Genomic DNA, 16,692 nt, shown 5'->3' with positions numbered 1-16,692 from the left:
GCCGATTATGCGTTATATTCGGCTCAAAGACCAGTTTTAAGGATTCAGTGTTCAGGCAATAGCCGGATTACTCAGTATCAGGCTAACGTCTCGTTTGGGCGGAAGTCCAAACATACGTGCATATTCACGACTGAATTGAGAGGGGCTTTCATAACCGACACGGTAGGCCGTGGCGGCGGCATCCTGTGTTTCGGCCAACATGATTTTTCGCGCTTCCATCAGTCTGAGTCGTTTTTGATATTGCAGCGGACTCATGGCGGTGACGGCTTTGAAGTGACTATGAAATGAAGAAACACTCATGCCTACCTGGTTTGCCAGATCTTCAATTTTGATGGGTTTGTTGTAGTCGGCTTTTAATATTTGAATCGCCGCTGAGATGCGTTGCATATGGCTGCCTGATTGCGTCATTTGGGCAATGACCTGTCCATATTGTCCATTGAGTAATCGATAATAAATTTCCCGTTTAATCATCGGCGCCAACAGCGGGATATCTTTCGGTGCTTCCAATAAGCGGACAAGCCTTAATACCCCGTCATTCAGTGCAGCATCCATATTGCCGACAAAAATACCGCGTTGACTGGTCAGGTTGTTGTTAACGGAAAACCCGGTCTGGACGATTAATTCAGCCAGTTGATGTAAATCCAGTTCAATTTGCAGACAAAGGTATGGCTTGTCCTGGCTGGCTTCGATGACTTGCCCTATCACCGGTAAATCGACGGATGCCAGCAGATATTCTGAAGGTTGGTATTGATAGATTTCATCGTGCAGCAATGCCCGCTTTTTGCCCTGAACGATAACGCACAATGAAGGCGTATAAACACTAGGCAGGCGATCATTTATTTCGCCCAGCTTTATACAATTCAGACCATCAATCGCTGTGCTGTGAATGCCATTCCCCAAAGAGAATTTATCAACTAAACCGGCAAGTTCTTGAAGTTGATTCTGACTCATTTTCTATTTATCCCAATAGCTTAACTGTCATCAATTATAGGCGGAGAGCAAACTGAAAACACAGCGGATTGTAGAAAAAGGCAATTTTCTTGTAGCTCTATGTATCCAAGCTTCGAAGCTTCGCCTCTACCATTTGAATCGCCACTTTAGACAGCAAATTTGAATGGAGAAAATTTATGATGAACGTAGCAAACAAGGTGATCTTGATCACAGGTGCCAGTAGCGGCATCGGCGAAGCCACTGCCAGAGTGCTGGCCAAAAATGGCGCCATCGTTATGCTCGGCGCACGTAGAACAGAACGACTGGCAGCGATTGTCAGTAATATCAAAGATAGCGGCGGCCAAGCGGCTTATCGGCAACTGGATGTCACCGATGCGCAGCAGATGAAAGAGTTTGTCAGTTTTGCCAAACATAACTTTGGCCGAATAGATGTGATGTTTAATAACGCCGGCATTATGCCGTTGTCGCCGATGCGCGCTTTAAAAACAGATGAATGGAACAACATCGTTGATATCAATATTAAAGGCGTCTTGAATGGCATCGCTGCGGTACTGCCAATCATGGAACAACAAGGCAGCGGCCATATTATCAATACGGCTTCCACTGGCGCACAGGCTATTGCGCCCTTATGTACCGTTTACTGTGCCAGTAAATATGCGGTGCGAGCAATCAGCGAAGGCTTGCGTCAGGAAACCGACAAGCTTCGGGTAACGGTGCTGTCTCCCGGCGTCACCACCACTGAATTAGGTCACGATATCACTGACGAAACGGCCGCAGGATTATTGATGCAATTCCGTGATACGTCTCTGAATGTCGAGGCGGTTGCCAATGCGGTTTTATACGCGATTTCACAGCCGGACAATGTCGATGTCAACGAACTGGTGATCCGCACTGTGGCCAGTCATGGCCATTCATTTTAACGAGAGCTTATGATGAAAACCTTGTCATATTTAATGCTCTGCGGCTGCATGTTTGTCACCGATGATCTTGTGATTGCAGAAACACTTGATGATAAACAACGGATCGAAAATGCCTTTAGCGGCTGGGCGCAAGGCACAGCTTCCCCGTTTGAATTGCTTGCTGACACTACGCAATGGACTGTCATGGGGCCAAGCCCATCGGCAGGAACCTACAGTCTTGCCATATTGCAGCAGGCAATTATCAAACCTTTCAATCAAAGACTGGCAACGCCATTAACACCGCTTTGGCACGAGGTCTATCAGGCAGGTGACGAAATTATCATTCTGTTTGAGGCCGAAGCAATGTTGATTAACGGTGAACGCTATCAAAACAGCTACGCCTGGTTTTTTACCATGCAACACGGAAAAGTCAGTCGCGTCAGAGCGGTGCTTGATTTACATGCGTTTGATCGGGTGATGGCTATTGAGCTTGAGGATAAATAATTCATATTGCGTTGTTTATAAACTGAACGATAATCAAGTCTTGTTTGGGAACGACTTTGTCGCTGACGAGTCAGTATTCAACCGATAACGCGCTGCCAGGTGTGTACTGGCAGCAACTTGAAGCACCTACAAGGCCCTGATTGTCATGACAAGTTACAAAAAATCATCCAAAGCCATTGAACAACTGACCCAGCAGCAACATTACGTCACCCAGCAATGCGGTACCGAGCCACCGTTTGATAATGCCTACTGGGATAATCATGAGGCGGGTTTGTATGTCGACATTGTCTCCGGTGAGCCCTTGTTTGCATCAATAGATAAATTTGACAGTGGCACCGGCTGGCCCAGCTTTACCCGCCCCGTTCAAGCTGAAAACATCACGGAAAAATTTGATGACAGTCTTGGCATGCGCCGAGTTGAAGTACGATCGGTACATGGCGACAGTCACCTTGGGCATGTATTCCCTGATGGCCCGGCGGAACATGGCGGCATGCGTTATTGCATCAACTCGGCATCACTGAGATTTATCGCTGTGGATGATCTTGAAAATCAAGGTTACGGCGACTATAAAAAGCTGTTTTCTAAATGATGGGCACACCAGAACATGACTGAACAATCAACTGAACGCGCGGTATTGGCAGGCGGCTGTTTTTGGGGAATGCAGGAGCTGATTCGCTTTTTACCCGGCGTTATCTCAACACGGGTAGGCTACACCGGCGGTGATGTGCCCAATGCAACTTATCGCAATCATGGCAGCCACGCCGAAGCCATAGAAGTCATCTTCAACCCGACACAACTCAGTTATCGCAAGCTACTGGAGTTTTTCTTTCAGATTCACGATCCAACCACACCGAATCAGCAAGGTAATGATCGTGGTCCGAGTTATCGTTCTGCGATTTATTACGCCTCTGAACAACAAGCCGAGATTGCCAGGCAAACCATTGATGATGTGAACCAATCAGGCCTGTGGCCGGGCAAAGTTGTCACTGAAGTGGAACCAGTCGGTGATTTTTGGCAAGCAGAACCAGAACATCAGGATTATTTGCAACTGCATCCAACTGGCTATACCTGTCACTACATTCGGCCAAATTGGAAGCTGTCAAAATGACTTTGGCTTATGGCTAAAGCAACAAAATCTTGCCATGAAATTCCAGCCTGGAACCAGGTAACAGACTGATGGGTATACTCATTTGACAGCTATTGTTAACCTTGCTGCGTAAACGGCTGAGGTGAACATCAATACGATTCATCTGAAAGCTCTTGGGATTAGCACCCAGCGCAATGATGATGTCATGCCGTGACAATGGCCCTTGGGCTCGTGCCAGGGCAGTCATAATTGCCAACTCACTTGGCGTCAATTTCACCGCAATGTCATTGGGACTGATAAGTTGACGCTGTGATCCCATTAATCGCCAGACTTCATCCGTATCCTGACTCTGTTCATCCATACTTTTAGATTGCGTCGTCACGCCGGTAGAAGACTGAATACGTCGCCACAGGCTTTCAATGCAGGAGACAAGTTCTTCAGGAATGACCGGTTTAACAAGAAAGATATCTGCACCACACTGAATCGCCTGAACGCGATCATAGGCACGGCTTCTCGCACTGACCACGATAATGCCAACATCAGAATATTTTCGAAGATGTTCAATGGTAGCCGTGCCGTCTTCACCTGGAAGCCCAAGGTCGATGATTAGAATATCAACCGGATCAACAGCCGCCATCTTGTAAAACGACTCTGCACTGCCAACACTCCAGACAGAGTAGTCGTTCAACTCCAACCAGGCCTGTAGCGTCTCGCGTTGTTCAGGATCATCCTCCACAACGGCAAGTCGTGGGGTCTGTTTATTCATTCCTGTTTGCCTCCGATGGTTCCACAGAAGGAAATATCACGCGAAACATTGTGCCTTCCTCATCAGAAGAAGTGACTTGAATTGAAGCGTTGTATGAAATTGCAATTCGCTTGACCAGATACAAGCCCAAGCCTGTTCCACTGGCTTGCTCAAGCTCTGCCCGATAATATTTATGAAAGATCTCTTCATGCAGTTTTTCTGGAATTGCAGGACCGAAGTTATGCACTTCCAGACAAAGCGAATTATCAACGGCAGATTCAATAGAGATCGATACCGCTGTGTTCGGTACAGAATATTTCATAGCATTATCAAGCAAGTTGGTAATGACCACATCCAGCAACACCGAGTCCGGCCCAATAATCTCCCGTGGCCCTGTCATATTGATGTTGATATATCGATGCGGGTACTGATCTTGTGAAGCAGTAACGCTTTTATGGACAATTCGCTGCACATCAATGTTGGCACGCTGACTGGAAAATTTGACCGTGCTAAGTCTGTCATCGGCCATCAGGTTATCCAAAAAGCGGCGCAAGCGCTGAATCGCAGAGTTAATCCGAGTATTCATCAAAGCGGTATTTTTGAAGTCACCCTGACCAATCGCAGCCTTGATGACAGCATTAGCAGAAGCAATTGTCGCCAATGGTGAACGAAGCTCATGAGATAACATGGAAATCAGTTGCTTATGCTCGCTCAGAGCTTCCTGCGCCTGATCTCTGGCCTGTTTTAATGCTTTCTCAATCGCCGCTCTTTCCGTGACATCAGAGGCGATGGACAAAATCCAGACTTCATCATCGTTGCTATTATCATTAAAGGTCGTATTGACCCACTCACACGTGATTTCCTTGCCATCACGCGTTAGATTGCTATTCATGAAAGTCACTGGGCTATGCTCATTGACCGTGCGCTCAAACACCTGTTTTACAGCAGCACTGTCATCGGCGTTAACAATCGTATCAAAGGTATTTCGACCAATGATTTCGTCTCTGGGCCAGTTGAAAATTCTGCTGGCAGCATTATTCCACTCTTTAATATAGCCTCGCTGATCAAGCACGATATAGGCCAGTGGCGCTGTGTCAAACAAGACCCTGAGTTTCTGCTCACTTTTTCGAAGTCGCTTGTTGAAGTGCACCAAGGTGCTCGTCAAAAAAGCAAAAATAGCTGCCAGGGCACTGGCAATAAACAATTTGACATAGATCGCCTGAAGATCAATCTGCTCCGGCTCACTCTGATACAGAAATCCTTCCAGAGAGAACGCTTCCGGCAACATGCCAATCTCGCTGTAAACATTGGCCATATGTTGCCAACGTCCTGTAATCATGTGGCCGGGTTCTATCAGATCTGTACGCATCAGCTGATGCATTTTCTCAGCTTCATAATGCAATGCTTCTCGTGAACGGCTGGTGGGATACTTCTCCAGAATCAACTCGATAATTTCTTCCGGGTGATCCATCGCATAAAACCACCCCCGCAGGCTCGCCTTGCGAAAGTTTTCTACCAAATCCGGTTCTTCATCCAGCATTGTTTGCGTGGTGAAGAGATTATCACCATAAAAATCAATACCGACCGAGCGAGGTGAATAAATCTGATAGCCAATTCTACGACTCTCGAGTTCAAATGTTTCAGTCGTGCTGTAGGCTGATTGTGCCGCCAGTTCACCATCAATTAGCGGCTGAAGATGATAAGCGTGTTGCACCACATCGAACTGCGTTGGATTGACACCTTCTCGTTTCAGATAAGCGAATAATTCTGCTGTACCCGGTTCGATGGCAACCCGCTGACCATCGAGGTCATGTAAGGTCTGCAGTGGATTCTCGGTTCTCGACAGCAATATCAAAGGGGAGTGTTGAAAAATAACCGCCAGCACGACCACCGGATCGCCCTGATAAAAGTGCAATAACAGCTCTGAGTTACCCACCCCGAATTCAGCACGCCCCTGCAACACCTCTGTAACCGGCTCCCGTTCGGGTGAAGCGGGTATCAGCTCTACCTGAATGCCTGCCTCATCATAATAGCCTTGTTCAATGGCTGCGTAATACCCGGCAAACTGAAATTGATGTTCCCATTTCAGCTGCAACCTCACGACAGAATTTACCTCAGCCTCCACCGGAAAAATTGCCATAACCATGGCAATCAATACCCCCGTAAGCATTATTTTTTTTGTTTTAGATCGCTTAGCTGATGATAAGGAAAACACAAACATCCAATGTTTCATATAAATGGCAATTAGTTATTTCATTAACGGTATTTTTAGAGGAAATCGGCCAACAAGGAAATAGCTTGAAAGGTTTTGCAACAAATCGTAATAAATCGTGTGGTGACCCCTAATCTTATGACTGATTGAATAAATTAAGGTGTGCCTGCTGATTTCAGGAAGTATTTATCAAATACTCAGAACCGCATTGGTCTTTGATTCAGCACGCAAAAATAGATTTTCTCAGCATCATTCAAGACGGGGTGAAAAGGATTATGCCACAGTGCTTTGTCGTTATGGCGAGTTGGATAGTCGGCCAGTGTCGACAACTGATTTCAAAACATCAAACATCTAATAATTCTGTCAAAACCTATCACTCGACTCATCAAGTGATATCCCAAAATACCTCAGGGCAAAGAAATCGCTTCACCACCGCCTTGCTGAGCATATTGCTTATGGGTATGGCTGGAACAGTCTCTGCAAATGCTGATCTGGTACTTAACCACACCGTCGACAAACCCTCAGCCAATGCCACTGATGAAGTTGTTTTTACCTTGCGGATCACCAACAACGGACCGGATGTTTCCGAGGGTATTGAGCTAATCAACAGCCTGCCAGCTACGACCAGCTATGTAGACCACACCACTGATCAGGGTAGCTGCGTGCACTCTGGCGAGCCTACCGGCGGCACACTCACCTGCGATGTCGGCACACTCGCCAACAATGCCGAAGCGACGATTACCCTGACGGCTATCATTACTTCCTCCAGCCCGACAACCATTGCCAATACCGCCACAGTAACTGCTGACACCCTCGACCCTGATCTAGATAACAACACCGTACTGCGTAATGTCACGGTTATCAGTGGTACCGATCTTGAAATGATCCTCATCGGCAGTGCCGACCCAGTCGACTCCGGCGGTGTACTGACATATACCCCAAGCGTTAACAATCTCGGCCCGGATAGTGCCGTCAATCTAAGTACCACGATTAATCTTGCACCGGGCTTTAGCCGAACAAGTGCGCTGCCAGCCGGTTGTAATCAGGTTGGTCAGGTAGTGACCTGTACGACAGGGTCGCTGACGGTTGGTAACACTTGGAACATAGGCACAATCACTGGCGTGGTATCAGCCGCCGGACCCAGTCAGATTTCTACGTCTGCATCAGTAGGTTCAGATACTTTTGATGGTATCTCTGACAACAACACAGCTATCGTTGATACCGATATCAATGCGGCCACTGATGTCAGCGTCACCATGAGCCGGTCACCTGCCAGTCCTCTGGTGCAACTTGATGAGTTTGTCATCAACCTGAATCCAAGCTACAGCGGTGGTCAACCACAAGATTTGACCATGACTGCGACGCTTGATCCGGCATTCCAGATTTTGACTGCAGGGCCATTTGTGCAAAATGGCTGGAGTTGCGATATCGCAGGTCAAGACATCACTTGTACCCGTGCTGATGGCGGCGGCAGTGTCGATGGCGAGTTCAATCACAACATCGGTCAAGTCAGCATTGCTGTCAGGGCTATTGGCTATGGCAACAACTTGCCTAATACGGTCTCCATCAGTGCCAACAGCCCTACAGACACAGATCCCACCAATAACGATTTTTCTCTGTCGATTACTGTTCAGGAACCGGCTTTTGATCTGGAAGCACTTAAATCCGGCCCGGCACAAACCCTGCGCGTAGTCGACGGCGAAGCCTTCCCCTTTACGATTCGGGTGCGTAACAACAGCAATGTCGCCTTTGTCGGCGAGTTGACCATGACCGACACGCTGCCTGCAGGCCTCCGAGTAGACAGCTACACGCTCAACGGCTGGATCTGTAGTTCAACCGAGGATCCATTACCCATCGATGGTCCAGCCACGATTACCTGTACCCGAACCTACACCGCCGGTTCACCACTTGCAGCAGGTGCCACCAGCCCTTCGGTAATTCTGAATACCGTGGCGACCGCAGTGGGCACACACAGCAATCAAATGTGTGTTACCAATACACCAGAAGCAGGATTTAACTACCCCGCTGATAATAACCCCGGCAATGACTGCGTTAGTAGTGGCATTGAAGGCCAAATTGGCGATGACAGTGCAGATCTCCGACTGATCAAAACCGGCGATGCCACCGTTGTTGCCGGTGAGGTATTGACCTACCAACTGGAAATCGTCAACGACGGCCCGAATACCGCCACATCAGTCACCTTGAATGACAGCTTTACCAATTTGTTCAATGGCGGCCCCGACAATGGTTTTGAAGGTGCAACCGTCGCTGCCGGCATTGCAACACTTGGCAGTTGTACCAACGATAGTGCCGCCAATGTCACCAGTCGTGATCTGTCCTGTACGTTTGACTCAATCCCGGTCTGTATCGAGGGCAGCAACTGCCCGGTTGTCACAGTACAAGTGCGTCCAATGGGCAACACCACCTCAGGCATTGATCGAACACAGAATAATGAAGCAAGTGCCTATTCCTCCGTGACTTCCGACCCGGCCTATGGCAATAACGAAGATGATCACGACACAACGGTCACACCACGCGCCGATATTTCTGCCATCAAAACCGCTAACTGGTCTGGTAGCCCTACTCCGATAGCGGCCGGTACCGAGCTTACTTACACCATCACTGTTCGCAATGAAACCACAGGTGCCTCTGGCGCCAGCGATGTTTCGATCACCGACACTCTGCCGCTGAATGTCACTTTTGTTTCGGCGAGTGCCAGCGGTGGTGGTAGCTGCACCACAACACCTGCTGCCAACTCAACCACAACACTGGCTAACCGGGAAGTGATATGCGACTGGACAAACATTCAGCGCAATGCTCAGCGTACAGTGACAATTGTTGTCCGCCCCAATCATGGCACTGAGGGTGAGACACTGCTCAATGAAGTGGTGTCCACAACGGCAACGCCTGAAGTCACACTGGACAACAATGACAGCAATGTCAGCGTAACTGTCGCTGATGCTGAAGTTGATTTGGCAACCACCCAGGTAGACAGCCCGGATCCGCTCCAGGTTGGCGACATAGTCACCTACACACTGACTGTGACTAACTTCGGTCCCTCCGTTGCCAGTCAAGTCCGCTTATACAATTCCCTGCCAACCGCTGGCCTGTCCTTCCAGGGCTTCGAGCAAATGGACGGTACACCGGGTTTGCCTGCGGGGGTGTCATGTTCAGCACCAGCCATTGATGCCTTTGGTGCAGGCAATGTATCGCCAGCAACCTACACCGGCCTGAATGGTGGTTGGGATCCAGCACTGGAATCGGCAGACATCGTCTGTGATGTAGCCGATGTGCTGCTGAGCAGTGAAAGCATCAGTTTCCGAATGCTGCTTCAGGCTGAAACGCGAGGCGTTTACACCAACTATGTCATTGCACGTTCCCAAGAGCATCGCGATGGCAAAGATGATCCAAACCCGGTCAATGATTTTGAGCCGGAAAATACCACAGTGCGTATTCAGGCAGATATGGAAGTTGTTGAGAAAGTTGCCTCAGCACCTGCCGTCGCCGTATTACAACCATTCGACTACAGCGTAGTCGTCCGTAACAATGGTCCAAATGAGGCGCTGGGAGTTCAGCTAGTCGATGATCTGCCTGCTGGGATGGAGCTGACCGGCCCACCAGTTGTCACCGTCAACAATGGCAGTTTTGAAACCACCACCTGTTCAGGTGTAGCCGGAGAATCCTCAGTGCTGTGCTCCTTTGGCACCGTCAGCATTGGCGCTGAAGCAACCGTGGTCATTCCGGTACGCATCACCGAATGGACTACGCCCACCCTGTCCAACACGGCGACTGTTTCTTCCAATGAACTGACATTTGATACCGACCTCACCAACAACGAGCAAACGACAGATATCACCGTCGAACGCTTGACTCTGGCTGGTCGCGTATTCCAAAAGGCGGATCCTACACAGCCCAACGATCCGTTTAATGCCGTGACTGATACCCCTATTGGTGGCATCGCAATCACTGTCAGCGGTGAAGATTTCAACGGAAATCCCATCAACATCACTGGCTTAACCAACGCCGACGGCACCTATAGTTTTGATTTGCCACCCAGCAGTCCTGCTGGATATACCGTTCATCGCGGTAATGTCCCCATGACAGCTCAGGATCAAGGTGCTCAATTAGGCACGGGAACAGACTCACCCGGCACCGTTACAACAGCAGAACAAATGGAAGGCATTGTCCTGACCGCTGTTAATGGCACCGGCGTTGACTACGACTTCTGGGTAGCGTCAAACGAAATCACCCTGATTCCGCCATCGGTAAGTGGTTATGTCTATTTTGACCGTAACCGTAATCGTGAACGTCCAGTCTATCCGCAACAGGATCCTCAGGTTCAGGGCTGGGAAGTCATCTTGTGGGCAGAATTAAGCGGCGGCGGTCGTGAAGAAATTTGTCGCCTGCAAACCGATCAATATGGTTTCTACCAGTTTGACAACCTTCGCTGTAATGCAGCCGGTTATGACCAATGGCGCTTCACCGGCTTACCGGTCACCGGAGACACTTCGGTTGCCAATCCGATGCAAACCTATGATTCATTTAGCATCGAATTTGCCAACAATGATGGGCTAGCTGGCATTCCCCAGTCCGGTGGTGATGCCGGCACACCGGGGCCACGTGTTATCAATGGCATTGAGCTGAATCCCGGGCAAAATATTACCGAACAAAACTTGCCTATTGACCCGGCCGGTGTGATCTACGACGCCTTGACGCGTCAACCAGTGCCTGGTGCCCAGGTGTTTTTTGAAGATCAAAACGGAATTCCGGTCAATCCTGCCTGTCTGGTGGGCGGCATCAATCCTGTCGTCACCAATGCCACTGGTATTTATCAATTCCTGCTCGACACCACTGATCCGGCCTGTGCCGCTTATGAACATGCGGCCCCCCAGGAGTACTCGATTCGTGTGGTTTCACCCGGCGGTTATGCACCGGGCCCCTCCGAGCTGATACCCGCATGTAGCAATTCGCTTGATGTAAACAGTGGCGGCCCTTGGGATGTGCAGAACAGTGATAACCCACCACCAGATGCTGCCGAGCAACACAACCCGGATACCTGTCCGCTGAGCGCTGCTGGACTCAACCCGGTCAATCAGGCAACCACGCAATATTACTTCCGCTTTAATCTGATAACGTCTGGTGCCGGTGCGTCGGGTGATGTGCTCAGAAATCATATTCCGCTGGATCCAATTCTCGGTGGCGCAGTTCGAGTGGTCAAAACCTCGCCCAAAGTCAATGTGACCCGTGGTGAGTTAGTCCCCTATCAAATTAGAGCCACCAACACCCTGTCATCGGTGATAACCAATGTGCGGATTGAAGATCTGATTCCACCGGGTTTCCAATATGTATCCGGCTCTGCCCGTGTCGATGGGGTTGATTCAGAACCTCAAGTCAATGGCCGCACACTGCGCTGGCCTGAAACAACCATGGAGCCGGGACAGGAAATCACCATACAACTGTTGCTGGTCGTCGGTTCCGGTGTCGGTTTCAATGAATATGTGAACCGTGCCTGGGTGATGAATAGTCTCTCCAACACCCGGATTTCCAATACCGCCACGGCCACTGTTCGCGTGGTGCCAGATCCGATTTTTGACTGTACCGACATCATCGGTCAGGTGTTTGATGACAAAAATCGTGATGGCTACCAAAACCAGGGTGAGCCAGGTATTCCCGGCGTGCGCCTCGTCTCGCCGAGAGGCTGGTTAATCACCACCGATGATCACGGACGCTTTCATGTCGCCTGTGCCGATGTTCCAAGTGAGCTGCGTGGCGGCAACTTTATTCTGAAGCTGGATGAACGCAGTTTGCCCAGTGGCTACCGTGTCACCACTGAAAATCCTCGTGTTGTCAGAGTGACCCAGGGCCGAATGGTGAAACTGAACTTTGGCGCTGCCATTCATCGTGTAGTGCGCCTGGATCTGACCTCAGAAGCTTTCGACAGCAACCACGATCTGTTGCCAGAGTTTAGCGAGCAGATGCATCAGTTACTGCCACTGCTGCATCAAGAACCATCAATATTACGCATCGCCTATCAGTTGGATTTAAAGGAGGAGCTCAAGTCTGCTCAATCACGCATTGATCGTGTTCGGCAATGGATAAAACACCGCTGGGAAGACCAGGACTGCTGTTATGACCTGCTCATAGAAGAAGAAATCATTCCCGGTACGGAAATCACGGAGGTGACACGATGAAACTGCGTAACTCAATACTGTTCTTTGCCATTGCAGCTTCATCTTCCACCCCTGCATTTGCAGAAAGATGCGATATAGACAAAGGCTGTGGCTTGTCAGGTGCACGTGGTGCGATGGAAGACCAATCACTGCTGCAACGACGTCCAGGAAATCTGGGCAATCTGCCTCCCCTGCCTCAACAAGGTGAACGAGAGTTGCCAAGAGAACGACTGGTGCTCTGGCACATGCCGGATCAGTCTGATTTGACGGCAGGTGTGCTGATATTGCGTGATGATCACACCGAAACCTTGCAGCAAGTTATGCCAGAGGTACGTTTTGAGTCAGGCAGCTCAATTCTGCCCGACAATTATGCAGAACAATTGAGCGATGTGATTCGCCGTTTGCAGGATAAATCCAACCTGCGTATCCGGGTGATTGGTCATACCGACCCACAAAGATTGTCAGCACGCACAGCCATGATCTATGGCGACAATTATGGATTAGGTCTGGATCGGGCCAAACAGGTTGCAGAATTATTGGCTGCAAATCTGTCACTCGACAGTAGTCAAATCGAACTGGACAGTCGTGGCCCTGATGAACCAATCGCCACCAATGCCACGCCCGAAGGCATGGCACTGAATCGACGCGTTGAGGTTGAAATCTGGTATGACGAAATCATCTCAAACTCTGAATTCCGTTGTACCGCTGGTCAGGTAACTTCTGAAGCGGTTGCGCCTTTCCGTATCAGTGTTGATGGCCAACCAATGGGCGAACATGCCGCAGGCACCGCAGATCAGCAACGCTGTGTGGATGTCGCTCTGGCAGAAGCACATCTGCAGGTTCGCTATGACAATCTGTCGGCACAACCCCGATTGAATGTTGCGTCAGCACCGCGAATGGCCGTGCCCGGACAAACGCATTATTTCCGTGGTTACAGCAACTATATGTCCTGGGTGGAATCCGGTGAAGTTCGTATCTACGGCAAACCATCACGCTGGTCACAAGCCGAGTTGCTGGAAACCGTGGCACTGGATCCCCTGCTCAATGGTGAATGGGTTCCAACAGATAATCTGCCGTCACAACTCTATTATCAATTGCGGGTATATGATGCTAATGGTCGTTATGACGAGACCGAAATGCTGCCTTTGCAACTGACGCAGGGTGAATATGAAGCAAATCCTGAGGAAATCAGAGCCGATCTGTTAGCTGTCACCGGCGGTAACCGTTTGCAATACCATCGTATTCCCGTCGCTGGTGGCTCAGTCACCGTCAATGGTAAAGGTGTGCAACCAGGTTATGCAGTCTTTGTGATGGGCGATCCGGTGCCGGTGGATCGTCAAGGTAATTTTGCCACTACACAGATCATTGCCCGTGGTGAACATAGTGTCGAAGTCGCCGTGATTGATCCAGATGGCCAGGGTCGTCTCTACCGACGCGACTTGCGTTTGCCTGAACGTGACTGGTTCACCGTCGCCATTGCCGACATTACCGTAGGTCAGCAAAACACCTCTGGCCCCGCCCGACTGGTCACCGGTGAAGATCGTTATTACGACGACAAATTATATGTCGATGGCCGCCTCGCCTTTTACACCAAAGGCAAAATTGACGGCAAATACACCGTCACAGCCAGTATCGATACCGGTGAAGAACCGGTTCGCAGCCTGTTTAGCAACTTTAATGACAAAAACCCGCGTGAATTTCTGCGCCGGATGGATGCCAATCGTCATTGGGCAACCTTTGGTGATGACTCAACACTAGTCGAAGATGCGCCTACTCAAGGCAAAGGTTATGTGCGGATCGAAGATGGCAAATCGCACGCCATGTGGGGTAATTTTCAACAAGAAAATCGTGACAACGAGCTGACTCAGATTGACCGACGCCTGTATGGTGCTCAAGCACGCTATCGTGCGGATGGCTTTACCGCATTTGGCGAACGTCGCGTTGTAGTCGAAGGTTTTGCAGCAGAACCCGGCACTACATCCGCCCGTGAGGAATTCCTGGGAACTGGCGGCTCACTGTACTTTTTACGCAATCAGGATATCGCCTCAGGCAGTGAATCTGTGAGGGTGGAAATTCGTGATAAAAACTCGGGGCTGGTCATTCATTCTGAATATCTGACCTATGGTATCGACTACGAAATAGATGCTATTCAAGGTCGCATCATGTTGAATCGTCCGTTGTCGGCCATCGCTGATGACAACTCGATTGTCAGAACTGGTGGTGGCCTGTCTGGCAACCCGTCTTATCTGGTGGTGACTTATGAATACACACCCGGATTCCGCAGGCTGAACGACCTGGCAATGGGCGGACGAGCCACGGGTTGGGTCAATGACTCGGTACAACTGGGCATTACCAAAAGCCGTCAGGAACATCTGGGGCAACAACAAGACCTCGAAGGCGTTGATATGACGCTGCGTCATACTGAACGCACCTGGCTCAAAGTCGAAGTCGCTCGCACCAAAGGCGAAGCTGTTAACGAGCAACTGTCATTCGATGGCGGTTTTGGTTTTACCGAGAACGCTTTATCTGGTGGCCGGGCCAATGCCGAGCGTGTTGAAGGCTCACTGGGCCTCAGTGACGTGGGCTTTGAAGGTCGCGGTCAACTGACCTTTTATCATGAAAATCGTGATAGCGGTTTTAATGCGCCAGGAAGACTGACTCAAGCTGATACACGTCAATCGGGCGTCACACTGATCACGCCGCTGACTGACAATACCGATATTATCCTGCGTGCCGATGAAACCAAACAATCATCGGTATTCAAGGATCAGAGTGCTGAGCTGGGTATCGCGCATCAACTTAATGATGAATGGGCAGTCGCAGGCGGTTATCGTTCTGAAGACAGAAAAACCCTGTCATCCGACCACAGCGGTCGTCGGGATGATTTGGCATTACAGCTTGAATATGCTCCCGATGATGAACCTTGGACCACTCATGGTTTTGTTCAGGGCACCGTCAAAAAAGATGGTAATCGTCGCAACAACAACCGTGTCGGTTTGGGCGGTAGCTACCGAATCAGTGACAGAACACGCATGCTCGGTGAAGTTTCCGATGGCGATCTGGGATTTGGTGCCAAAGCCGGTTTGGATTATGCCGCTTCAGATCGAACCAATATGTACCTGAATTATCAGCGAGACAATGACCGCACAGATCATGGCATCGGCTCGCGTATGGGTCAGGCCGTGACCGGTGTTCGCTCGCGCTGGAACGATACAACCAGTGTGCATGCAGAACAACGTTATCAGCATGGTTCTCAACAAACGGGCCTGATTCAGGGCTACGGGCTGGATTTCGCGCCAAATGACTACTGGAGTTATGGCTTGAATGCGGATTTTGGTCGACTCAACAGTGAAACCGACAATGAAATTCGTCGCCAGGCCATCTCCGGCAAAATTGGCTACAGCAAAGAAGCCATTCGCTATGCAGGTTCACTGGAATATCGTCGAGATCGTTTCTCGGGTGAGAACAGAACGGTATGGCTGACACGAAATAACCTCAGTTATCAGATTGATCCCGACTGGCGCATGATTGGTCAATTGAATATGGCGTTGGGCGACTCCAGCAACGGTTCATTCTTTGACGGCAACTTTGTTGAAGCATCGCTGGGCTATGCCTATCGACCAGTACTGAATGATCGCTGGAACACGCTGGTTAAATATACCTTCCTGTCAGATCTTGCCCCACCTGAACAACGTTCAGTCACCGGCAATCTGGTTGATTATTCACAGCGCAGCCATGTATTTGCCATCGACACCATCTATGACCTGACAGAACGCTGGAGCATTGGTGGACGCTATGCCTATCGTCTGAGCGAGCTGCGTATGAGCCGCGATAGTTCAGCAGACTGGTTCGACAGCAAAGGCCAGTTAATCGCAGTAAGAGCCGACTGGCACGTAGTGCACAAATGGGACGTCATGGTTGAAATGCGCCGCCGCGATGAGTTTGCAGCCAAAGATTCACGTACCGGTGCACTGGTTGGCGTCTACCGGCACTTTGCCACCAACTTCAAAGCAGGTGTGGGCTATAACTTTTCTGACTTCAGCGATGATCTGACCGATATGGATTTCCGTAGTCAGGGCTGGTTTTTCAACCTGATTGGCAAATATTAAGTTCGACGTGAGTTC

The 16,692-nt window shown here is 49.8% G+C and carries 9 protein-coding genes; 6 read left to right on the top strand and 3 right to left on the bottom strand.

What is annotated here, in order from left to right; translation table 11 throughout:
- Nucleotides 1-51: 51 nt before the first annotated feature.
- Nucleotides 52-951, bottom strand: a complete 900-nt coding sequence (locus tag MPL1_RS07780) for an AraC family transcriptional regulator (RefSeq protein ID WP_009726581.1) — start codon at nucleotides 949-951, stop codon at nucleotides 52-54.
- A 176-nt stretch (nucleotides 952-1,127) separates the two neighbouring features.
- Here MPL1_RS07780 and MPL1_RS07775 point away from each other — a divergent pair, with 176 nt between their 5' ends.
- The 4 genes from MPL1_RS07775 to msrA all read left to right on the top strand — a co-directional run bounded on the left by MPL1_RS07775 (nucleotide 1,128) and on the right by msrA (nucleotide 3,462).
- Entirely contained in the window at nucleotides 1,128-1,871 is a 744-nt protein-coding gene (locus MPL1_RS07775; protein ID WP_009726580.1) for an SDR family oxidoreductase, read from the top strand.
- 12 nt (nucleotides 1,872-1,883) lie between these two features.
- Nucleotides 1,884-2,354 carry a nuclear transport factor 2 family protein gene (locus tag MPL1_RS07770; protein WP_009726579.1) on the top strand — a complete coding sequence of 157 codons (471 nt, stop codon included), beginning with the start codon at nucleotides 1,884-1,886 and terminating at the stop codon, nucleotides 2,352-2,354.
- A gap of 145 nt (nucleotides 2,355-2,499) precedes the next feature.
- A complete protein-coding gene (gene msrB, locus MPL1_RS13855) occupies nucleotides 2,500-2,943 on the top strand; it encodes a peptide-methionine (R)-S-oxide reductase MsrB (protein ID WP_009726578.1) in 444 nt (147 codons plus the stop codon).
- A gap of 15 nt (nucleotides 2,944-2,958) precedes the next feature.
- Entirely contained in the window at nucleotides 2,959-3,462 is a 504-nt protein-coding gene (gene msrA, locus MPL1_RS13850; RefSeq protein WP_009726577.1) for a peptide-methionine (S)-S-oxide reductase MsrA, read from the top strand.
- 13 nt (nucleotides 3,463-3,475) lie between these two features.
- On the opposite strand, the gene MPL1_RS07755 is transcribed toward msrA, so the two are convergent.
- The gene (locus MPL1_RS07755; protein WP_009726576.1) at nucleotides 3,476-4,207 is read right to left on the bottom strand and encodes a response regulator transcription factor; all 732 of its coding nucleotides are present in this window, start codon (nucleotides 4,205-4,207) and stop codon (nucleotides 3,476-3,478) included.
- Complete coding sequence (locus MPL1_RS13260; protein WP_161604014.1) at nucleotides 4,200-6,287, bottom strand: ABC transporter substrate-binding protein; 2,088 nt, start codon at nucleotides 6,285-6,287, stop codon at nucleotides 4,200-4,202. Before MPL1_RS13260 ends, MPL1_RS07755 begins: the two co-directional genes overlap by 8 nt.
- Before the next feature lie 572 nt (nucleotides 6,288-6,859).
- On the opposite strand from MPL1_RS13260, the gene MPL1_RS07745 reads away from it, so the two are divergent.
- Both MPL1_RS07745 and MPL1_RS07740 read left to right on the top strand, forming a co-directional pair.
- On the top strand, nucleotides 6,860-12,589 hold the full coding sequence (locus MPL1_RS07745) for a hypothetical protein (RefSeq protein WP_235045554.1): 5,730 nt from the start codon (nucleotides 6,860-6,862) through the stop codon (nucleotides 12,587-12,589).
- The gene (locus MPL1_RS07740; RefSeq protein WP_009726573.1) at nucleotides 12,586-16,677 is read left to right on the top strand and encodes an OmpA family protein; all 4,092 of its coding nucleotides are present in this window, start codon (nucleotides 12,586-12,588) and stop codon (nucleotides 16,675-16,677) included. Before MPL1_RS07745 ends, MPL1_RS07740 begins: the two co-directional genes overlap by 4 nt.
- Nucleotides 16,678-16,692: the final 15 nt, after the last annotated feature.

The organism is Methylophaga lonarensis MPL (assembly GCF_000349205.1).
Classification (GTDB): Bacteria; Pseudomonadota; Gammaproteobacteria; order Nitrosococcales; family Methylophagaceae; genus Methylophaga; species Methylophaga lonarensis.
Note: the sequence above shows the minus strand (reverse complement) of the source record. Positions and strands in the feature narration are given on the sequence as shown.

What these genes read in the sequence shown, in the direction of transcription:
- MPL1_RS07780 (WP_009726581.1), bottom strand. Translation starts at nt 951, where the DNA reads ATGAGTCAGAATCAACTTCAAGAACTTGCCGGTTTAGTTGATAAATTC.
- MPL1_RS07775 (WP_009726580.1), top strand. Translation starts at nt 1,128, where the DNA reads ATGATGAACGTAGCAAACAAGGTGATCTTGATCACAGGTGCCAGTAGC.
- MPL1_RS07770 (WP_009726579.1), top strand. Translation starts at nt 1,884, where the DNA reads ATGAAAACCTTGTCATATTTAATGCTCTGCGGCTGCATGTTTGTCACC.
- msrB (WP_009726578.1), top strand. Translation starts at nt 2,500, where the DNA reads ATGACAAGTTACAAAAAATCATCCAAAGCCATTGAACAACTGACCCAG.
- msrA (WP_009726577.1), top strand. Translation starts at nt 2,959, where the DNA reads ATGACTGAACAATCAACTGAACGCGCGGTATTGGCAGGCGGCTGTTTT.
- MPL1_RS07755 (WP_009726576.1), bottom strand. Translation starts at nt 4,207, where the DNA reads ATGAATAAACAGACCCCACGACTTGCCGTTGTGGAGGATGATCCTGAA.
- MPL1_RS07745 (WP_235045554.1), top strand. Translation starts at nt 6,860, where the DNA reads ATGGCTGGAACAGTCTCTGCAAATGCTGATCTGGTACTTAACCACACC.
- MPL1_RS07740 (WP_009726573.1), top strand. Translation starts at nt 12,586, where the DNA reads ATGAAACTGCGTAACTCAATACTGTTCTTTGCCATTGCAGCTTCATCT.